Source organism: Planctobacterium sp. R6, assembly GCF_055755215.1.
This window is the reverse complement of record NZ_JBVTQY010000001.1, coordinates 284,212-304,720: the sequence shown is the minus strand read 5'-3', so window position 1 is coordinate 304,720 and position 20,509 is coordinate 284,212. Positions and strand designations below refer to the sequence as shown.

At 38.7% G+C, this 20,509-nt stretch carries 19 protein-coding genes; 1 reads left to right on the top strand and 18 read right to left on the bottom strand.

What is annotated here, in order from left to right; all coding sequences use genetic code 11:
* Positions 1-272: 272 nt before the first annotated feature.
* Positions 273-1,169 (top strand): sulfotransferase, encoded by an 897-nt coding sequence (locus AC0J20_RS01370; RefSeq protein ID WP_473020324.1) that lies wholly within the window; start codon positions 273-275, stop codon positions 1,167-1,169.
* A gap of 76 nt (positions 1,170-1,245) precedes the next feature.
* Here the strand turns inward: AC0J20_RS01370 and AC0J20_RS01365 are convergent, their stop codons facing one another.
* The 18 genes from AC0J20_RS01365 to AC0J20_RS01280 all read right to left on the bottom strand — a co-directional run bounded on the left by AC0J20_RS01365 (position 1,246) and on the right by AC0J20_RS01280 (position 20,507).
* A complete protein-coding gene (locus AC0J20_RS01365) occupies positions 1,246-3,216 on the bottom strand; it encodes an O-antigen ligase family protein (RefSeq protein ID WP_473020323.1) in 1,971 nt (656 codons plus the stop codon).
* Positions 3,217-3,433: 217 nt separating this feature from the next.
* Complete coding sequence (locus AC0J20_RS01360) at positions 3,434-5,209, bottom strand: hypothetical protein (RefSeq protein ID WP_473020322.1); 1,776 nt, start codon at positions 5,207-5,209, stop codon at positions 3,434-3,436.
* 64 nt (positions 5,210-5,273) lie between these two features.
* Complete coding sequence (locus AC0J20_RS01355) at positions 5,274-6,482, bottom strand: hypothetical protein (protein WP_473020321.1); 1,209 nt, start codon at positions 6,480-6,482, stop codon at positions 5,274-5,276.
* A gap of 29 nt (positions 6,483-6,511) precedes the next feature.
* On the bottom strand, positions 6,512-7,189 hold the full coding sequence (locus AC0J20_RS01350; protein WP_473020320.1) for an SGNH/GDSL hydrolase family protein: 678 nt from the start codon (positions 7,187-7,189) through the stop codon (positions 6,512-6,514).
* Complete coding sequence (locus tag AC0J20_RS01345) at positions 7,186-8,448, bottom strand: polysaccharide biosynthesis protein (protein ID WP_473020319.1); 1,263 nt, start codon at positions 8,446-8,448, stop codon at positions 7,186-7,188. Before AC0J20_RS01345 ends, AC0J20_RS01350 begins: the two co-directional genes overlap by 4 nt.
* A 35-nt stretch (positions 8,449-8,483) precedes the next feature.
* The gene (locus tag AC0J20_RS01340) at positions 8,484-9,449 is read right to left on the bottom strand and encodes a Gfo/Idh/MocA family oxidoreductase (protein WP_473020318.1); all 966 of its coding nucleotides are present in this window, start codon (positions 9,447-9,449) and stop codon (positions 8,484-8,486) included.
* Positions 9,434-10,408, bottom strand: a complete 975-nt coding sequence (locus AC0J20_RS01335) for a Gfo/Idh/MocA family oxidoreductase (protein WP_473020317.1) — start codon at positions 10,406-10,408, stop codon at positions 9,434-9,436. The genes AC0J20_RS01340 and AC0J20_RS01335 overlap by 16 nt, the downstream gene beginning before the upstream one ends.
* Before the next feature lie 45 nt (positions 10,409-10,453).
* Positions 10,454-11,227 (bottom strand): HisA/HisF-related TIM barrel protein, encoded by a 774-nt coding sequence (locus AC0J20_RS01330; protein ID WP_473020316.1) that lies wholly within the window; start codon positions 11,225-11,227, stop codon positions 10,454-10,456.
* Positions 11,227-11,838: an imidazole glycerol phosphate synthase subunit HisH gene (gene hisH, locus AC0J20_RS01325; RefSeq protein WP_473020315.1), complete on the bottom strand. Its 612-nt coding sequence runs from the start codon at positions 11,836-11,838 to the stop codon at positions 11,227-11,229. The genes AC0J20_RS01330 and hisH overlap by 1 nt, the downstream gene beginning before the upstream one ends.
* Complete coding sequence (locus AC0J20_RS01320) at positions 11,835-12,980, bottom strand: N-acetyl sugar amidotransferase (RefSeq protein WP_473020314.1); 1,146 nt, start codon at positions 12,978-12,980, stop codon at positions 11,835-11,837. Before AC0J20_RS01320 ends, hisH begins: the two co-directional genes overlap by 4 nt.
* Before the next feature lie 18 nt (positions 12,981-12,998).
* Positions 12,999-13,751 carry an oxidoreductase gene (locus AC0J20_RS01315; RefSeq protein WP_473020313.1) on the bottom strand — a complete coding sequence of 251 codons (753 nt, stop codon included), beginning with the start codon at positions 13,749-13,751 and terminating at the stop codon, positions 12,999-13,001.
* A complete protein-coding gene (locus AC0J20_RS01310) occupies positions 13,744-14,454 on the bottom strand; it encodes an acylneuraminate cytidylyltransferase family protein (protein WP_473020312.1) in 711 nt (236 codons plus the stop codon). The genes AC0J20_RS01315 and AC0J20_RS01310 overlap by 8 nt, the downstream gene beginning before the upstream one ends.
* Complete coding sequence (locus AC0J20_RS01305) at positions 14,451-15,419, bottom strand: Gfo/Idh/MocA family protein (RefSeq protein WP_473020311.1); 969 nt, start codon at positions 15,417-15,419, stop codon at positions 14,451-14,453. The genes AC0J20_RS01310 and AC0J20_RS01305 overlap by 4 nt, the downstream gene beginning before the upstream one ends.
* Positions 15,416-16,474: a nucleotidyltransferase family protein gene (locus tag AC0J20_RS01300; protein WP_473020310.1), complete on the bottom strand. Its 1,059-nt coding sequence runs from the start codon at positions 16,472-16,474 to the stop codon at positions 15,416-15,418. Before AC0J20_RS01300 ends, AC0J20_RS01305 begins: the two co-directional genes overlap by 4 nt.
* The gene (locus AC0J20_RS01295; protein ID WP_473020309.1) at positions 16,471-17,118 is read right to left on the bottom strand and encodes an acetyltransferase; all 648 of its coding nucleotides are present in this window, start codon (positions 17,116-17,118) and stop codon (positions 16,471-16,473) included. The genes AC0J20_RS01300 and AC0J20_RS01295 overlap by 4 nt, the downstream gene beginning before the upstream one ends.
* Positions 17,111-18,184 carry an N-acetylneuraminate synthase gene (gene neuB, locus AC0J20_RS01290; protein WP_473020308.1) on the bottom strand — a complete coding sequence of 358 codons (1,074 nt, stop codon included), beginning with the start codon at positions 18,182-18,184 and terminating at the stop codon, positions 17,111-17,113. The genes AC0J20_RS01295 and neuB overlap by 8 nt, the downstream gene beginning before the upstream one ends.
* On the bottom strand, positions 18,184-19,407 hold the full coding sequence (neuC, locus tag AC0J20_RS01285; RefSeq protein WP_473020307.1) for a UDP-N-acetylglucosamine 2-epimerase: 1,224 nt from the start codon (positions 19,405-19,407) through the stop codon (positions 18,184-18,186). Before neuC ends, neuB begins: the two co-directional genes overlap by 1 nt.
* Positions 19,347-20,507 (bottom strand): LegC family aminotransferase, encoded by a 1,161-nt coding sequence (locus AC0J20_RS01280; protein WP_473020306.1) that lies wholly within the window; start codon positions 20,505-20,507, stop codon positions 19,347-19,349. The genes neuC and AC0J20_RS01280 overlap by 61 nt, the downstream gene beginning before the upstream one ends.
* Positions 20,508-20,509: the final 2 nt, after the last annotated feature.

Genomic DNA, 20,509 nt, shown 5'->3' with positions numbered 1-20,509 from the left:
TAACTAATTCAGCCTTACGATAATATTTATACTTCGGGGGAACCTAAGTTCCTGTCAACAATAATAAGTTATGAATATTAAATGTGCGAGTAGAAATAATATCGCAACATAATTGCTACGACAATTTCTACCTATACATTTAACATCATATTGGAAAGCTGCGAGAAAAAATCAGTGCCGTGATTTCTTATTCACAAGCCACTGCTTGTTTCATACAATGTGGCACTTATTGATTTTCAACTCCCCAATGAAACATTTAAATTAGGTACAATATGCGCTACGAAATTTCTGAACTTGCAAGCCAAAAGGTCAATGAACACATTTTAATCAGTGGGGCTGCCCGAAGTGGCACGACGATAGTAGGCAAACTTATCCATACATTTGAGAATGTAGAGTTCAATCACGAGCCTCCTATGATATTTTCTCTCCTGCCTTTAATTAACGAGCTACCGGCTGAGCATTGGAAATTGTTATTTGAAACATATCTTTATGAAGATTTCTTTATTGATGCGCTTTGTGGTCGCAGAATCAATTGCAACCGTGCTGATGATTCATCTATTTGGAATGTTAAAACTGAGAAAGAAGTCAATGCACGACTCGAGAAATCCGTAAGAAAGTCAGATTCCGAAAGTAAGGGGTTGAATAGCCATATAGCGATTAAGCTACCAGACATAACGCATTATCTACCAAAATTAAAGTCATATTACCCGGACAGTAAAATTGTCATTGTTCGGAGGGATGCAGTTGGTACCATCAGTTCAATGATAGACAAGAGATGGTTTAGCGATGACAACGCAAATCACAATTTAATATGGCCATTTGTTCGCTACAATGAGAGAAAAATACCTTATTTTGTTGATACCGAAGATCGTGAAAAATGGTGTGGACTTAGTGAAATTGACCGATGCGCATACTACTACATCAAAATAAACAAAGCTGCAGATAATATCCCCGGCAGAATTGATTTGAAATATCGTAAGTTGCTTGACGCCCCTAATGAGACAGTTAACACATTGGCAAGCAAACTTGGCCTCAATTTTGGTCCACGCACGCAAGAGGTTATCGAGCAGATAAAACCAACAGTAAAAAGTCGCGTTACGGAACTAAATGCCAAAATACACAATGAATTTAGAGATGAACTTGAGTACTACTCAGAACAAAGTGCTTAATCAACAACGATGTTCATAATGATGTTTGCAATGGATAGCAGATAGGACGACGTTTTTTAAATTGTTCTATTGCTACCTATTGCAATGCAAAATTATGTACCAGGAACGAGCTTTTTATTGCTCCGTTTGCATCAGAATCAATCTGTTCTAGCTGTATACCAATATAAACTTTGGACTGTGAGACCGTGCTCAAATTGAAACTAACCTTGCTTACATTCGTATTGAAGCTCACTTCCCGTATATCGATAACTTCACCAGAAAAACCACAATGTAAACTCACGCTCATGATAGAAGTTTGACTAACTAATGATGATACCTCGACATCGAATGAAAGGAGCTCGTGTGTAGGCTCAAAAATTGGTGACCATACGACTACGCTTTCATCAGACAGCCAAAGCTCCGATAAGCCTTGATTCAGAATCTGCTTGCCAAAATAGTCCGCGTTATTACTGACCCAATTAGAAAGGCCAAGTGGACTACTTAGCGCTAATTCACAATTTCCCACAGGCTCCGAATAAAGGGTCAATGTCTCAGATATATTCCTTGAATGTTTAAATTCAATATTTTCCAGCGAGTTGCTCACTATTACACTATCTGGGTAGGCATAACTACAGAGGTATTTCTCGTCAATCTGTGTAAAAAGTCTTAGAATTGGCGGTAACGGCTCCCCAAAGTCAGCCCCAATAAACGACTGATTTACAATTACCGGAAAGCCTTGTTTTCGTTTACCTGAAAAAATTGGATAAACGAGTTCCAGTTGTTCAAATCGATGCATTTTGTTTAGTGCACTAGATTTTGAATAGTGAATAAACAGGACGCAAATCAACATTCCTAAACCAACAATTGCGAACCAAGTAGACAAACGTTGATTGATTTCTTGTGGCGTCATACGAGGGTGCCAATCTTGTGTAAATGAAGCAACACAGGCAACTGTAACAACCATCCAAGGCAAACTATGATCGGAAAAATTGTCCACCATCAGTCCACAAAAACAGGAGAGTACGAGGACTCTTATTGCCGTTGAATTGCTCCTTTTCAATATTAAAATTAATAGTATTACGAACACAAGTGTGGCGAAAATCCCACCATCAATTGCCGTCTGCAGTAAGATATTGTGCGTATTGTTGCCCATTGAATCACCGGTGAGTCTGAACCCACCGTTACTAATACCAAGTAATGGGTTTTCTACAATATAGGAAAGTGCTCGAGTCCAAATAGCTATTCTTTGTTCGGTTTCCGCAAATACGGGAATGCTATCCGATAGCAATAACTCCGTCCCTAAATTAACAGAAAACACCGCAGGAAAAATCCCCCCCAATTTTACAATCGCTGTAACAGGAGAAAGCTGCACAATTAAAACGGTACTTAAAATAAAAATGAGAGCGGACAACACCAGTAAATCAATACGCTTACGAAATCGTAAAATCAAAACTGCAATAATGGTCAATGCTATCATCAAGATAAAAACTCTCGCCCCACTCAAGAATCCAGATACTAAGTTAAGCATCCCAACGAGGGTAAAAATCAAGGTCTCAGACTTGGCCCCCTGCTTTGCCAGACACGCAGCTATACTAAAACAAGAAATCGAAATTATTGCGGTGATAGCACCTAAATCAGTACTTATAGCAAATACACTCCTTATATTTCCGACATCACCGATATTGCCCGCAATAAAATAACGATAAAAAGAAAATGCACTTTGATTGTCTAACTTTTGCCAAATTGCTACGAAAGGGATAAGTAAAAATATGGCGGCGATGAAAACCCAACCATATCTTTGTCTTGAAAGTGACAACTTATTTTGTCCTTGTGGGAGAGAGAACAACCACACTGTCAAGGGGAGAGCAAATTGAACAATAACCAAGGTTAATCCCCAGCTTGCAAATTCATTGCTAGTTTCAAAGCGCTCTCTATTATAGATGAGTGAAATAAAGCATAAGCATTGATATAGTGATACAAGGCATAATTCCCACCTATAATTCTTGAAAAAGTTTTGTAAGCCAATTGTATTAATTATTTTGCTTATCAACAAAACGACCAGAATCAAAAGCGTTACTGGTGCGAATGAAAATGGTATAGATGGCCAAATGGATGTAGGTTGGATAACGGATAGTAGAAACAATAAAGTAAAAGCCCCGACATGGCGAAACCTCAACTGAGAATGTGAATTCACTTTTAGCATTAGATATTTAAATAAGTTTCATGTTTAGAAATGTGCCCTTTCATTTGAATAATTGTGAATCTAACCTAGCTCAAGCTCACATTTAATCATTTACAGAAACACGTGAAGCCAGCTCAATTAAGGCATCGTCAATTTTGTCACATTCTATAATTATATTATTTTTAGAGAAAAATCGCTCACGAAACGAATTAAATTCTAAGAGGGACCGATCCAGGTTAATAACCATGTCACGAAGGTGTGAGGTGTCCCTACACACATTTTTAAATTCGTTATCTAAATAAGGAAGATCAAGTTGATCTTCAGGGGCTGTTCTACATAATAAGTAAGGCACGTTTGCATAGAGCAGATCCAACACAATGCCCGAATTGTAGGTAATTGCTAATTTTACCTTTTGTAATAACACTTCACTTTCAGGATCTGAGTGTTTTATAATTTTTATCTGGTTGAAGAACGCCTTATAATTTTCAATATTGTCTCTAGGGTGCAGCTTTACTGTGAGTTCAAGACAGTTTTCTGCTTCTATGTCCAGAAGGAGTCGTATAATACCCTTGTTTTCATCAATACGTTTAGGATTAGTGAAAAAGCAAAGGCTATTGCGAAATTCACATGTCGCCGTTTCTGTAATGCCTTTTAACGATCCTATGTACTCAATAGCCTGTTCAGGAAATACTGCTTTAAATTTCTTTTTGGAATAAGGCGTATCCACAATTAAAAAGTCACCTGCAACAGGTAAAGGGATATAACAATATTCCTGATCACATGACATAATTTGCAAGCAAGGTAAACCAAACTGTTTAGCGACTTTAGCATCTATAAATGCATGAGGTGACTTTTGCTCTGTCGTTATCATAGCAATGGTATTTACTTTTAAGCTGGAAACACTTTTTTCCAAACATTGCTGATATAACATAAGATCAACAGATAAAATCAACGCTTCTCTGTAGGCTCCTCTTAGATCAAATTTAAAGCCATCTATCTCCAAATAAGTAGATTGCTTACCAACATCATAGAGCAGTCTAAAAAGTGTGAAGTACAATGACAATAATGAGAGTGCATTAGCTTTCCCATACAGGCTATGCATAGCAAATTTCAATGGATTATTGTTACCAAAAAGCCACTTTTGATTCATACCAAAATCAATCGTGGATTCACCGTAAATCAAATCTACGTCCAAATTAGTGCGATTTAAATATGGGAACAAAAACTTAGATTGCGACTTTGAGCGTGTTACACAGACAATAGAATCCTTTTTACATTTACTTTCTGCTATTTCACCTTGGTTAACTTTATATTTTAGTAGTTCAACCAAAGATTTGAAAAACTTAACAGCAATCACTGCGTAGATTCTTAGTGAGTTGTGAAGCAATAGCTTTTTCTTGCTGGTTTCTTTGAAAATTTCAACTTCGATACCGCTACTTTTGCAAAAATGATATAAATAAAAACCTAAAACAGCCCCTCGTTGATACCAACGATATCCCTGAGTTTCATGTTCTGCCATATAATAAGTCGAAGTTCTAATTACAGTTTGAGCTTCCTGAAGAATCACGAATTGATTTTCTTTATTACCCAATGAAATCGCTTTTTTTAAAGCATAAAAATAGCGAAAAACGGGCTCTACACTACATTGATACAAATTATTAGCATAAGGCAATAACCGGCTCCTGAGGTCACTGCGGAATCCATTAATCATAGATGTGAATTCAGAACCTATTAGGTTATGGGGTATTGAAAGGTTCATAACATCAATGAATATACAAGGTATTTCAGGTTTTACTTTGGATATAACAACATCATTTTTTGAGACTGTGCGCAAAAAATCACTTATGTTTTCATCTGTAAATACTACGTAAATTTTCATTTTTTGCTATCGCAGTTAACAGTACTTTAAAGCGGTACTGAAAGTTTATTAACCGGTTATGGGATCAGTTTTTTACATCCAGTCCACGCACCGGATGTTCTCTATATTTCGACTCCAATTGTCTTTGTTTTGAGCTCATAACAAACGCAATTACGAGAGGTATCAATGGGTTGTTAAATAAAATATAAGCAAACATTGACTGCACAATCATACTGACAAGGAATACATAGTTCATATATGCAAGAGGTCTGGTTAATCGGATTTTAAAAGCAGTCCAGATTACTGTTACAAACATAGTGGAAATAGAAATGAACCCTATTACACCAAATTTGGAGATTATACCCAAGGGGGTGAAATGTGCATTAGTATGAGTTACTCCTGCAGCCTGAAGTTCAGGGTTGTCAAACCAAAAATACCTAAAGCCAAACCCTTTCCCAAATACATAATCGTACCATTCCAAAACATGAATGATCCCTAAGATTTCACTCATACGATGCCTGTCTAACTCCATGAGCTTGTCATAGCTAAATTCAAAATTTAACAGCAATTGAACCTTAGAAACCCCCGGAATACTTTCAATTGCATTGATAGAAATGTAACTGAAACCTAAGAACACAACTACAGACAAAAAGAGAAACTCCTTCCACCTTAGAGAAAATCTTCTAAAGGTCAATACGAAAATTACAAACAAACCAATTATTATCATTCTTTTTCCGGTAGCCAACCCCAAGAGAAAAACTAAATAACTGTATAGTGTATTACCTGAAATAACGGTTAATGCATAACTATATGTAATATTAGGGGTAGCGGAAAAGTAAAACTCATGTCCTGCAAAACTCAAAACGTACATAGAGCCGACAGTTAACACTCCAACAAAAACAGCCCATTTACAAAACTTCACAAGAAATGCAGCAAATTGATTTGCATAATGTGAAACTGAAAACAATTGATGGAAAATGAGAATTTTGAGGAAAAACGTAGTATAAACAACAATATCAGTAACAAACGTATGGTTAAACTGTTTGTTCAAGACTCCCATTAAAGGAGCGACACAGAACAACAATACAGGCCAAAAAAGATATGATGGAAAGACCCATTTCCGAATTGATAAAGTCATCAGTACCACAAAAGCAAGGTCTACAAACCAAGAAGCTACCAGCAGCAATCTGGTTATATCAAAAATGCCCAATTGGCGAATAACTGAAGCACCACTTATCACCAGAATAAATAATTGAGCTGAGTAGTAAATTGCTACTAATTTATAAATTTTCATTAGAAAACCAAAAATTCAAAGATGCCAACTTACAAATGGTGCTGTAACTGAATTTGTAACTGCTTTGCCACTACGGAATTCCCGTAGACGCTAAGGTGATGGTTGTCAGAAAGAAATAACTTTTCCGTATCTTTATCTTGCCAGAGTTGCTCTACAAACCCATCGTTAAAAACGTCTTTTAATACCGCATTGTAGTTGGCTATATACTCTCTTATAAGAGGGTTTTTGTGCTCATATTTACTATTTGAAGGGGCAATTGGGATTACTATAAATTTAACACCCTTAAAATATTCATTGATTGCTTGCAAATTATTAAGAAAGCTATCCAGGTCAACATAAGTTATGTTTCGGGCTTTAACAATGCTGCTATAATTCTTTTTAATATATTTATGTATAACATTGGCGATCGTCCCTGGGAGTCTTTGTAACACTTTTCTCTCATTTTCCTTTAACGCTCTGGGTGAGCAATCTACAATTCCAACTTGAAGTACAATAATATCGGGTTTAAATGCTCCAACTTGAAAAGCCAGTGCTTGCCTTAACATTGCTGTATGCAAACCAGCTACCGTATAAAAATAGAATCTATAATTCCCTTCGAGTTCCGACGCGACTATATTTGGCCATGATTGTTCATCATAAACAGGTTCAGGGTTTAGACGGGGCAATCCTAACGAGTCTGTAATAAATAGAACTTTTTTATTTTTCATTTGTTTGTAGCGCCGTAACTTCTATCTATAGCTGTCATTGAAATCTGTTTCTGAGCATTAAACAGGCTATAGATCAAAACAAAAGTAATGGAAAATACAGATACCAATGGCAAGTATATATCCACAGAGTCACTGTGATAAATACACAAATATACCTGAACTCCCAAATGTAACACGAGCGCAACAAGTTGATATTTCAATAAATTCAACTCAACATTCCAAGTCATATAAATTGTACTCGGTATGAACATAAGCAACATTAGGTATTTTACCAGGCTCAATAAAGCAATTACCGCCACATATTGCTGATAATCAGTAAAATACCATAAGCACGCCAGGTAAGCGGTTAACACAAAAAGACCTACTACAAAAAACCATCCTCCACCTATCAAAAGACTTTTCATGGTGAAATATGACCGACTAATTTTTCCTTCGTGCAGTTGCCTGGTATAGAATGGCGTCAAAAGATATAGTAACGCACTGCTACCCATGTAGAAAATGTTCGAAAAACTATCAGCAAATTGATAGCCGCCAATTAAGGCTTGATCGAAATCAAATTGAATCAATAAGAACCGATCTGAGGAAGTAAATAAGATGGATGTGAGGGTCAGTGCCGCAAGTTTAACTCCATTACTAAACATCACTTTACTTCTGAGCCTTGCAAATCTAACAAATGTAGCTTTATACGGAGAAGTTAGAAGATTCAGCCTAAACAATATGCTCACGCCCCAAAAAACGCCAATACTCTGAGCAAAAAGCCAACTCGTGAACAGAGTATCAGCTCCAACACCTGAAAGCTTTTGCAGTAAAAACAAATAACCAATAAGGTATACTGTAGCATATAAGAAATTTAGTATTGCCAACTCAGATGTTTTCAGAGTTGCCCTTAAGACTGATTGTATTCCACCTTTAATCAAGTTTAACGCGCAAATTCCGGCAACTAAGATAGAGCTTACGTTGTCTAACAACGCGTTTACTAAAATAAATGCTAATCCGGCAATTAGCACATTAAAACTAATACAATAAGTTGATAGCCGCTTCATGATGAGAGAAGAAGAAGTCTTGGAGTAGACTTTGACATAAGCGCCATTAATTCCCATTACTAAAAAAGCCGAATAAGTCACAGCTAACAGTGCAGGGGCAACCTCACTAAACCCTTCGGCACCAACAAGGCCTGCAAAGTGGAGCAAGACAACAGCGCTCAATCCAAGTTCTATATACTTGCTAACCGAATAAAAAATTACCTTACTTAACATCATAAAAAATAAAGCGCACCAGATTTTTCTAAAGATTTTTACTTACATTCTTTAATGACGTCATATGTATTAACAACGTGGTGATAGTGTTCTGCGATTGACAATAGGTGCTCGTTTACTCCGGTAAGAAAGCACTTTGTCTGGTTAAATAACCCTGGTTTAAATTCGATATCTAACTCGTCATTAATATTTAAATCAGATACTTGTATTGACCCGAGCAATTGTTCTTTGAGCCCTTCTAACGGACAAAATATTAGCTTTCTCTTGCCGGTTAGGATTTCTACTCCCCATCGCCCTGGCGCCGCCCAGTCTGCACGATAACTAAATAATGCACCAGATTCAGAAATTCCAGCCCCCGTAAATGCAGCGCCTGCAGGATGCCAGGACAACGAACCCGACTTAAATGCTTTAAGTTCTTTTGGCCATCCCCCCATGAAAAAAGCCATATCAATAACATGCGAAGAATTACAAATAATCCACTCATGGGCCACTTCCTTTTCGATGTCCTGCTTTTCTATACGGTGGCTCCATTCCGTAAACTCAAAGTTGAAAGACCGGACTCCGCCATCTTGTTCAATCATGGCCAAAGCGTTCTGTACAGATGAATAGAACCGACGGTTGTACCCAATATATATATCTGCCTTGTCCACTTCAGCTATATTCTTCAAACTTTGCAATTCATCAGACCTTACCGCTCCGGGTTTCTCCAACAGAATTGCCTTAACTCCGTATGATAGTAGCAATTTAGTACTTGAAAAAAGACCAGAGACACTGATCGCGTTGATGACATAATCAGGAAGTTTAGGGTGAGTGCTTAAAAATGCATTTAAACCACCAATGAATGGTTTGACCCCCACTTCATTCTCAAATTTGTTGGCGTTAACTGAACCATTACCTATTACTTTAAAGTTTACACCGAGAGCATTTAAAACTTTGGCGTACTCGATCGCCATATATCCAGTACCAACGAGCCAAACGTTTTTTTCATTTAGGTTATTGGACATCTTAATACCCTTTCATTTGTAATTTCGGAAATAAACGAATTCAGTTCAGTTATTAGTGGTAAGTGTAGGTCCATCGACTCTTTGTACGTTGACAGTCCGCAAGCACCACGTGTTAATAATTGTTCGGCAACAAGTTGTGTAACCTGACTTTGAAACGGGACTTTATAATCTGACTTTTGCCACTCCCAACCCGAATTTACTGAGCTAAACTGATAAGTGCGCTCATTTTCAAATATTTCAAAACGCACATCAGATGTTTCAATCATCACTTTAGCGGGAGCGCTACTATTTTCGAAACTTCTTAAGCTTAAATGGCTACCAAGACTATCCCAGGCGTTCAGGCAACCGACTATTTCTACAAATGACTCCCTTTTACTTGGAATAATTTTTGACATAAGATGTTTGGTAGATATTCCAGTAACATCGCCAAAAGATAAGTAAGAAAACAGATCGATGTAATGAATACTGTTACAGGCAAGCCCCCATTCACCACCGGTAACAGACATTTCAATTTCACAACCTGGCTTTAATTTCGACTTTATTTGCTGATATATGCCCCAAGTCCTTTGAGGACAATTAACCCATGCAGAAACCTTATGTTTCTCAAGTAGGTTTAGTGCATCCAAATATTCTGAGGTTTCTTGAAAAAGCACTTTTTCAAGCAAAACATATTTAACCTCCGACCTTTCCAGAAGTGATTCTAATGCCTTGAATCGAACATCTGCTCCGGTCGCAATTACCACAAAGTCAAACGAAGTTGCCAAATTGCTATAAGTGTCGACATACTCAACATGAATAAGATTCTTATCGTATTTCGTTTGGTTCATTCTTTGCTTTGCGACAGCGAGCGAGTCAGCACTTAAATCCAGGACCTGAATTTCTACTGGCGAGACAGACAAAGAAAATGCCTGCAGGTGGCGGCTTCCAAGTTGACCGGCACCGATAATTGCGACTTTCATTATAAATCCTTAATTGAAAATATGTGGAATTAGAGGTTTAAAATGTCAATTTTCCCAATTAGCGAGATTGGCTTCATTTTTCAGCAAATACTCCCTCGCCTTGGGTAACCCATTACCTATAAAATTGAACAAATTCGCAGTGGCCACTGCAGAAACGAAGTCGTACTCTAAACCAACTTCAAGGTGTTTTTCATTCCCGGCTCCCCCCATAATAATAAGAGGGGTTGATAACCCTTGTCCTACCTGCTCTATCACGTCGATATCGTAACCAAATCCGGTTCCATCTTTTGTGATTGAATTTAACAGTATTTCACCAACACCCAGTTGCTGTAAATTGTTAATATGTTCGTCCAAGGGTATAGATAATCGAGTTGTACCATCATCTACATAAACTGCAACGCCATTGTCTTCACATTTAAAATCGATACTTGCGACTAAACTTTGCGTTCCATATGTATTTACAATTTCGGTAGCCAAAGTGGGATTGTAGTGTAACGCAGAGTTAACAATTACTTTGTCGGCACCATTTTCAAACAGTACGGTGGCATCTTCTATGGTTCTTATTCCACCACCCGCGGAAACCGGAATAAACACATTGTTTACCAAGCGCCTTACAACCATCGCAAACTGGGATATATTTTTAGTCGACCTTGTTGCATCAACAACCATCAATTCATCTAATGAAAAGGATATTTTCTGAAACTGATAGTTTTTCTCAAGCCAATTACTATCCCCGACACGCTGCAATCTGAAGTTGCGACTTTGCATAAAGGCCCCATTGTTGTAAATGAGACCAAAAATCAATCTTTTTCTAAGCATTAAAATAGTTCTATGAAGTTTTTCAACAGCGATAGCCCATTATGTTGACTCAACTCTGGATGAAATTGCACGCCTGCGACATTATCTTTTTCAAAACTAGCCACAAAATCCAAACCATAATGACAAGTCGACTGCCCTATATTGGCATCAGAAAGCATTTTAAAACTATGAGTAAAATAGAAATCAGCTTTTTCCCGGACATTACGATACAGCCGACTATTCTCGCATGCACTCACCTGATTATAGCCAACATGTGGTACTTTTTGATTGCCACGAGGAAACTCCGTAACTTCTCCTTTTATGATACCAAGCCCCTCATTAAAACCACTTTCTGTACTGGAACTTCCCAGCAATTGCATTCCAAGACAAATGCCTAATATCGGTTTCTTATACTCAAGAACTTGTTCCAAAAGTACGTCATCCAATCTTAGTTGCTTGATTTTTCTTATCGCAGTATCAAAGTTTCCTACACCCGGCAGTAGTAGTTTATCCGCAGCTACAATCTCTTCAATTTTATTGGTTAAAACTATCCGCTCCAAGCCAATATAATTTAAGGCTCCAATTATAGAATGAATATTACCCATTCCATAATCTACAATCGCTAGTTTCATATATTGAAATCTTCACCCGCCATAAACTTGGGCTGCCAAATCCCATCAATCTTTTCAAAGAGCGCTTTATTTGCGTACCGGTCAAGCACTGCATCAAATTCAGCTTTAGTCATTTCATAATATTCAAGATACATATCAATAAAATCATAGGGGTATTGATTGTCATACGCCCGAACCAAATTGACTGCTTGCTCCCGAACCATGGCCCCCCGCCTGATTTCGATTCCGGCGTCTTGAGTTGCGCGTCCAAAACCGAACTTCAAATACATCAGATAAGCATGTAAAGCATACAGAGCCTGATCGTTTTGCGCGAAATTGGTAAAGGTGCCAGCTGTCCCTTCTTCTTTTTCTTTGAGGCCACAATGCTCTTTAGCAACTATATAATTACGGTAAGAGTCCCAACTTTCGTAATATGACCAATGAGTAAACGCCAAATCATGTTCCGCTACTTGTTTATCTGTTGGGAACCGCCAAAATGCCAAATCCCCTTCGCTAATCTCAGGATCAGCTAAGACAATATCGAAAACTTTGTCGTATCCACCTTCAAAGTAAACACGTTTCATATATTCAATGTCATACAGCGGATCATGTTTACTTTCTGTAGAACCACCGTATTCCACCTCACCATCTTCCCCATAAAAGATAAGAGGAATATTAAAGTTCATCGCTGTTTGAATTACAGCCGTTTTTATGGCTATTAGCCAACCATAATAGGGAAAACCTTTTTCAATAAATCCGTGTTTATTAAGTTTTTGCATCACCTTAACATCAGGTGATATATGTATGTGATTGTAGCCAGATTGAATAAAATTATTCAGATTTTCATCGCCTAAAGGCAATGACAACGCTGGCTTTACTGTTACAGCTAGAGGATTCATTCCATACTTATGCTTTAGCATGTATGATACGTATGACCCATCCTTTCCTCCACTCACGGGAACAACACAGTCAAAACCATTACCATTTTTGGAGCGGTATTTATCTAAAAGCTCCATCAATTTCTGTTTACGCGGTTCCCAATCCAGCACCTTTTTCTCTTCACTCCAAACACAAGCATTGCACCAACCTCTTTGGTCAAAGCCAATTCTGGGTCGGGTCGACATGTTAAGGCAGTTTTTGCACCAGAATATTTTCTCACTCATTTCAATTTCTCCAATTCTTTACAATGTAAATCCGTCATCAACCAAAATATTCTGGCCATTAATATATTTTGATTCAGTAGAAAGTAAAAACAGAATCGTACCGATTACGTCCTCAGCAGCCAACATCCCTTTCCCCAATGTGCAACTTTGGTACTGCGATAAAAATGCTTCAGGTTGCTTATCGATGATTCCACCGGGACTGACACTATTTATTCTAAAGCGACTATCGGACACATATGACGCGATATATTTATTCAGATGAATAATTGCTGATTTAATTGCAGCATATTCCACAGGCATTGTCATACTGGTTCCGTTGTATACATCAAAATTTGGCGCTACGGTGCCATAAATAGAAGCGATGTTTACAAGGCTAAATTCAGTTTGGTTTCTTTTAAAAAACAAGGCGCATTGCTGAGCGAATAAAAAGCTTGTCCCTAAATGTAATGATACATTCTCATTGAAACTTGCCAACGTTACATCAAAGAAATGAGCACCGTATTGCTTATTCCTCGGATAACTACAATTCACAGCGCCTTTGAGATTGGTCTGTTCACTAAAAAAACTCTTAACAGCTACCTCATTGGTAAGGTCAAGCTCAACGAGTTGTAATTTACTTTTATCATTGCATATGTTTGACAGCTCACTGATTTTATTTAAAGCTACGTCCATTGCAATAACCGATTCACCTTTCCTCAGTAATTGAGCAACCAGTTGACGTCCCAGAAGCCCTCCTGCACCAACCACGAGTACTTTATTGCGATTAGTCATTGTTCCTCTCCGCCATTAACAACTCGGCCAACCTAAAATCATAAATATCATCGATATCAACAGCCCTTTCTTTTGGAACCAAAATACTGCTGACACTACCACTAAATAAATGCCTTGCCTTCAAAATGTACTGAGGGGAAGCAACATAAACTACTGTAGTTACGTCAAATACATCTGGTACATCTTGTCGCCGAGATACATCAACATCAGGTGTAATCACTCTCTCTACCAGTGATTCGTCTTTCATTTTGACCATATTGAAATACGGACTACGTGATGCTTCCGTAACTGAAATACAAATGTCTGAGCGACTATTCCTAAACTTTGTCAGCGCAGCTTCGACGTCCATCTTACTTCGCAATGGACTGGTGGCAGGCAAACTTATAAATTCATCTACAGTAATGCCTCGTTCTACCATCCAATTTATCGCATGTTGCCACGCAGCCCACTCCGGACTCCTATCTTGCGCTAAATTTAAAGGCCTACGAATAATTTTAGCCCCGGCACTTTCTGCCACTGCGGCAATTTCGTCGCTGTCAGTTGAAACATAAACATCCTGTATATCATTAACTTTCTTTGCCACTTCGATAGAGTAACAAATCAATGGCTTACCTAATAACGGCTTTATATTTTTTCCCGGCAGTCCTTTTGAACCACCTCGAGCAAAAATAAATGCATAGGTATTCGGGTGATTATCGCTCAATTACATACACTCCTTATTCTCTCAATAAGCCGTATTGTGTCACCAGCTTCATCTAACGAAGCCAATATGCCTCGCTGCCCAGAGATCGCTTCGTGAAAATCTTTCAACATATCAAGATACATTTGGTTTTTATCCCAAGATGGTTGATTTAGAAGCTCTTCTCGTCCGATTGCCGTATCAAAATTCAGTTGATTGGCCACAAGGTCAAACTCCAGTCGCCCATGCTCAGCTACTATTGTGCATTTTCTAACTGGTTTTTTTTGTAAAAAATCTAAATGAACAGAAACCAGAGTGCCTTGCTTGCTTTTCAATACCAGATCGGCAATTTGTTCTACATCTAAGTCCAACTCACTAGAGTTTCTTGACCTCGCATACTCAACATCCAAACGTCCAAAAAGCCATTGGACATAATCCAGTTCATGGCTTAACTCAAATAGTACCCCCCCCCCCAGAGCTTTTGAAGCAGATACTGATTTTCTATAATCAGTATTACTTCTCCAATCTGGAAGAAACTGCCCTACTTCAACAAAAACGTTGTATATGTTACCGAGTACACCTGAATCAACAACACCTTTTAATTTGATTAAACCTGGCATGTACCTCAGACAGTAGGCAACAGCGCAAAAAGGTACTTCACCATTTATGGCTCCTTTAACCTCTTTTAATTGCTGAGATGTGAGGGTTACAGGTTTCTCAATCAGTACGGGAATCTTCGCCTTAAGAAAAGGCAAACTATGCTCACAATGGTGGCTCGCAGGCGAAGCTACCACAACAAAGCGCGGTTTTTTAGCCAGTAATTCTGAGCAATTTTCTGCTATACAATCGGCATACTCAGGAATATCCGTAAGCTTTCTACCACTTGAGGATACCGAAATAACTTTTTCAGAAGGGAAAAGGGTCTTGAGGTTTCTTCGATGCCTTAATGAAATGTTGCCGACCCCAACTACACCTATAAACTCACTCAATCGCCAATCCTCAGCGATCTTATATCGTTCTGGGCACGCTTGAAGTCATCGAGTCTGCCAATATCCAGCCAATATTCATGCACAGGAAACATTTTCACTCTAGCTTTTTTAGCAATCCTTTCCTCTATAATATCCGGCATATCAATGACCTGATTTCTACGAATTGACTTGGCAACCTCCTGGGAAACGACATAAATTCCGGCGTTAACAAAATACCTAAAAATAGGCTTTTCTTCCAATGCTACGATATCTTCTTCATTGTTATTAATGACACCATAAGGAACTTGATATTCATACTCCCTGACACAAACTGTCAGATCAGCATCAGACTTCTCATGAAAATCCAGAAGCTTTCCAAAATCCACATTTGTAAGGACATCACCATTCATCATTATTATTGGCGACTCATGTATATCTGCAGGTAACAATCCCAGAGCACCACCGGTACCAAGTGGGCTGTCCTCATGCACATATGTAATATTAACCCCCCAATCACTCCCATCACCGAAATGCTGTTGAATAAGCTCCGGCATATAATGTGTAGATATATAAAAATTGTGAAAACCTAGCTTTATAAAGCTATTTAATACGGTTTCAAGGATCGGACGTTCACCGATCTTTAACATTGGTTTAGGGCAATTGTCTGTTAATGGCCTCAATCGTTTCCCGAAGCCACCGGCCATTAAAAAAATCGGATTGTCCTTTTTGGGGACTAAAAGTGCATCATGCAGAGTTTCAAGGCCAATCACAATACCACTATCTACAATTGGAATTGCTAATATATCTCTTTCTTCCATCAACTCGACAAGCTCCTTTCTGGAGCGGTCATTAGTGGCAACAAGCGGTGAGCTATTCATAATCATTTCCACCGGAGATGATAAAGGAATATCACGTAAAAGCCCTCTTCGAATATCGCCATCCGTAACCAAGCCAAGGAGTTTTTTACTGTCATCCGCAACAATAGCTACACGCAAGGCTTCTTCGTTTATAATCGTTAACGCCTCTCTTATTGAACTACCAGGGCCAAGTATTACGTTTTTCCAACAGTGGCTCATTCTATGTTCCTTAAATTTTTCATTTCAGTTCTGGCGGGATAAACTATATGATTGGAAGGGATATCTTTAGTTACTACAGCACCAGCCCCAATAACACAGTTATCGCCTATTTTAATTCCCTGAATAACCGTGGCATTTGTTCCTATATGCACACAATTCCCCATCTTTACCGCTCCGCTTAGTGTCGCCCCTGGGGCAATGTGACAATGGCTTCCGATTACACAATCATGTTCAACAATAGCTCCGGTATTAACAATTGTATTTTCATTTATCACAACGCCACTATTAACTATTGCTCCACATAATACTTGTACTCCCTGTTCAAAAACCACATATTGAGAACAGTTGGAATCGGGAGCTACAATCGTCTTAAACCGAAAGCCGGCCAGTTTAAAACGGTTATAAATCTCAATTCTAAAGCTTTTACCCGGAAGCATACCAATACCATTCACCAACATGTAATCGAGTGGAGACTCCGACAATAATTTTTCATCAGTAATTTGCGGTAAAATAAAAAAACGGTGATGACAATCAACTTTTACACGGTCTGCATAAGCAGATATCGTAAAGTTCTCTCTTTCGAGAATATCAGAGACTACGTTTGCATGACCGCCCGCTCCAATCATCACCAATTTTTTAGCCACTGATTAAATCCCCAGCGACAAAGTCTGCAACTGCTGGCCTGCCCATCATATCCCAATAATTTACAGGGCTAATTCCTGTTCCAGGCCGTCTGACATCCACGTTTTCAGGGGACAATATTTCACCTTTTTTAATATTTTGACTTGCTACCAAACTTTTTCTGGCGACAGTTTTGTTACCAATTTCTGAAGGTCTCGGCCCTTTTATCCCATCGCCCAAGACTTGCTCTACCTGTCGAATCCCGGAGACCATTCTCTTTAGCTCATCGGGTTCAAGTGATGCTTTATGGTCTGGTCCTGGTAGATTCCTATCCAACGTGAAATGTTTTTCCACGATTTTCGCTCCCCGAGCTACAGCAGCAATAGGAACAACAATCCCTTCGCTATGGTCAGAATAACCAACAGGCAACTTAAAAGCTTGCGCAATTGTATCCATAGCTTTCAAATTGATATCAGACAATGGTGCTGGATATTCAGTTGTGCAGTGCAGAATCGTTACTTTTTCTTTCAGTGCTTGCTTACCTTCATCGGAGAAGTACGCCTGAAAAAAAGCTTCTATTCCAGGGGTTTCATTCTTTGACGAAATAATTCCAAAAGCGATAGTAGCCAAGACTGCTTCAATCTCAGTTAGAGTAGCCATTCCTGTAGAAACGATAAATTCTCTTCCGAGTCTGGCATGTGCTAGTACAAGCGGCAAATTAGTAATATCACCAGAAGGAATTTTTAAACGTTTTATACCTAATTCCAACGTTAAAAACTCTAAGCTTTCAGAGTCAAACGCTGTCGACAGAAATTCGATTCCTTTGCTTTGGCAGTAACTCAGCATTTTTTTATGTGTTTTATAGCTAAGTTCAAGTCGACTCAACATAGATAATTGAGACTCTTGTACTCCGGTATTCTCTATCTGGTAACGGGCTTGCTTAGCATTTCCTGACACCAGTTTCTTAGATTTAAAAGTCTGAAACTTAACAATATCTGCTCCTGCATCAACAGCGGCATCTATCAAATCAAACGCTAACTTTTCGTCACCATTGTGGTTGACCCCTGCCTCTGCAATTATTAAAGTCATTATTCTTCCCAGGTAATATCGTTAAATTGTTTTATGAGTTCAGGATTTATCTTTTTGAGTGTTTGTAATATTTTTTGCGACACATCTCCGGTTCCATATGGATTCTGATAACGCGCCTTATTCGCCCGAAACACTTCACTCTGCACCAGTTCAATTGCTGAGAAAATAGAAGATTCATCGGATTCACAATTGACTACGCTTTGGGCAGCGATTCGCCCTTTCTGTCTTGCCCCAATATTTATTGTAGGTACATTAAACGATGGAACTTCAATAATGCCACTTGACGAATTACCAATAACAGCATCGGCGTATTTGACCGCACTTAAATAACGTATCTGCCCCAATGACTCAGTAAGATAAACTCTATCAGTATTATCTGAAGCGAACTCTCTTAACAAATTAATTATTACCTGACCACCATCGTCCGCATTAGGATAAGTAAGCAAAACTTGATGTAATGGAAACCGTTCCAAAGCATTAAGGAGTTCTTGCACTGCTTGTTTTGCTGTTTCATTAGCCAGTGTTACCGGATGATAGGTAACCACAAAGTATGGTTTGGTCAATTGAAACCCTAACGATTCGCCCAGTTCTGATAAACTAAGTAATTGGCTCCTTTTTAAATGATCTAATCCTATTGCCCCGACATTAAATACCCGTGATGGCTCCTCGCCTAATTGTAATACTCGCTTTCTATATTCTTCAGTTGCAGTAAAGTGATAGTGACTTAACTTGGTAATTGCGTGCCTGATTGCATCATCATATGCACCTTCTGTTTTTTCTCCACCATGTAAGTGAACGATCGGGACTTTCATCAACATAGCACACTGAGCTATTGCCAAGGCCTCATAACGGTCCCCTAAAATAAGTAAAAAATCAGGCGCCAAACGTTTTAATGCATCTGCGTAACCAATTAAACCCACCCCAATCGATTTTACTGTTCCAACTGAAGTATCTGATGAAATTAACATTTCAACTTCTGCGTTAATATAGAATCCGTCAGCTAATATTTGTTTTTTTGTATATCCGAATTGCTGAGACAGGTGGGAGCCTGAGACTATGAGTTGCAATTCCAAATCAGGATCTTGTTCTATATCTTTAAGTAACCAATAAAATAGCCCGTACTCAGCTCTTGTACCGGTAAATACAGCGATTTTTTTCATAGTTATTTTATAGTGTTGGGTAGCGGTGAGCTTGGGATATTGACGACACGGGCTTCCAGCCATTCAGAGTTGCTCAGTTTCCCTCTTTCCGCAGCTTGATACATTGGAAGTCTATGCATTAACGTCCAAACTGGCCTTGTCATAACACCTGCATTATTGGTTGTTTCAAGTAGGTTATTACGTGCCTTTTGATCTTCACATATAACAGCATTTAACCAATAGTTTGATCGCGCGTAAGCTGGTTCCAGGATAAACTCATATTCCGAGTGGCAAAACAATTCCTTATACTGCATCGCCAACTTTCGCTTTGAAAGAAGATAATCAGGTAGTTGTTCTATTTGCGCGCAGCCTAAAGCTGCATTTAAATTTGGAAGTCGGAAGTTGAACCCCGCTTCATCATGGAAAAACTCCCATTTGTGTGGCACTTTAGCTGTAGTTGTCAAATGCTTAGCCCGCAATCCATCGTCTAAATTGGTGCACAATACCATTCCACCACCACCGGTAGTAATGATTTTATTGCCGTTAAAACTCAATGCAGCAAATTGACTTATCGTCCCGGTATGTTTACCTTTGTAGAAGGAACCTAAGCTTTCAGCGGCATCCTCGATAAGTATCACATTCCATCTATTACAAATATCTACCAGCTCATCCAACCTTACGGGGTGACCAAAAGTATGCATTGGTACAACTGCCTTAATCCTCCTACCAGAAGCTCTATGCCTGCAAACTGCACTGTCATCAATATAAGCAAACTCATCAAGGTAATTTTCTAGTGCTTCTGGACTGAGCCCCATTGAGTCTATATCGACATCTACAAATATTGGGTCCGCGCCCATATGCTTGAGTGCGTTGCAGGTCGCAACAAAAGTTAATGCTTGAGTAATGACGAAATCACCGGGTACCACTCCGGCAAGATACATGGCTGTATTGAGCGCTGCGGTTCCATTTACTGTAGCTATAGCCGCGGCAGCCCCCGTAAATGCACTCACTTTAGATTCAAACTCATCAACATACTTACCGACACTAGATACGAATGTGCTGTCTAAAGTTTCATTGACATAAACCCGCTCTTTGCCATTAAAAATTGGGGCATGAAGAGGAATAAAGTCATTGCTTCCGTAATGACTACGTACAAAATCAATTAATTTAGCTTCAAAATTCATAG

Bases quoted from the DNA above. Each gene is read 5' to 3' on its own strand.
- AC0J20_RS01370 (WP_473020324.1), top strand. From the start codon at position 273: ATGCGCTACGAAATTTCTGAACTTGCAAGCCAAAAGGTCAATGAACAC.
- AC0J20_RS01360 (WP_473020322.1), bottom strand. From the start codon at position 5,209: ATGAAAATTTACGTAGTATTTACAGATGAAAACATAAGTGATTTTTTG.
- AC0J20_RS01355 (WP_473020321.1), bottom strand. From the start codon at position 6,482: ATGAAAATTTATAAATTAGTAGCAATTTACTACTCAGCTCAATTATTT.
- AC0J20_RS01350 (WP_473020320.1), bottom strand. From the start codon at position 7,189: ATGAAAAATAAAAAAGTTCTATTTATTACAGACTCGTTAGGATTGCCC.
- AC0J20_RS01345 (WP_473020319.1), bottom strand. From the start codon at position 8,448: ATGATGTTAAGTAAGGTAATTTTTTATTCGGTTAGCAAGTATATAGAA.
- AC0J20_RS01340 (WP_473020318.1), bottom strand. From the start codon at position 9,449: ATGTCCAATAACCTAAATGAAAAAAACGTTTGGCTCGTTGGTACTGGA.
- AC0J20_RS01335 (WP_473020317.1), bottom strand. From the start codon at position 10,408: ATGAAAGTCGCAATTATCGGTGCCGGTCAACTTGGAAGCCGCCACCTG.
- AC0J20_RS01330 (WP_473020316.1), bottom strand. From the start codon at position 11,227: ATGCTTAGAAAAAGATTGATTTTTGGTCTCATTTACAACAATGGGGCC.
- hisH (WP_473020315.1), bottom strand. From the start codon at position 11,838: ATGAAACTAGCGATTGTAGATTATGGAATGGGTAATATTCATTCTATA.
- AC0J20_RS01320 (WP_473020314.1), bottom strand. From the start codon at position 12,980: ATGAGTGAGAAAATATTCTGGTGCAAAAACTGCCTTAACATGTCGACC.
- AC0J20_RS01315 (WP_473020313.1), bottom strand. From the start codon at position 13,751: ATGACTAATCGCAATAAAGTACTCGTGGTTGGTGCAGGAGGGCTTCTG.
- AC0J20_RS01300 (WP_473020310.1), bottom strand. From the start codon at position 16,474: ATGAGCCACTGTTGGAAAAACGTAATACTTGGCCCTGGTAGTTCAATA.
- neuB (WP_473020308.1), bottom strand. From the start codon at position 18,184: ATGACTTTAATAATTGCAGAGGCAGGGGTCAACCACAATGGTGACGAA.
- neuC (WP_473020307.1), bottom strand. From the start codon at position 19,407: ATGGCTGGAAGCCCGTGTCGTCAATATCCCAAGCTCACCGCTACCCAA.
- AC0J20_RS01280 (WP_473020306.1), bottom strand. From the start codon at position 20,507: ATGAATTTTGAAGCTAAATTAATTGATTTTGTACGTAGTCATTACGGA.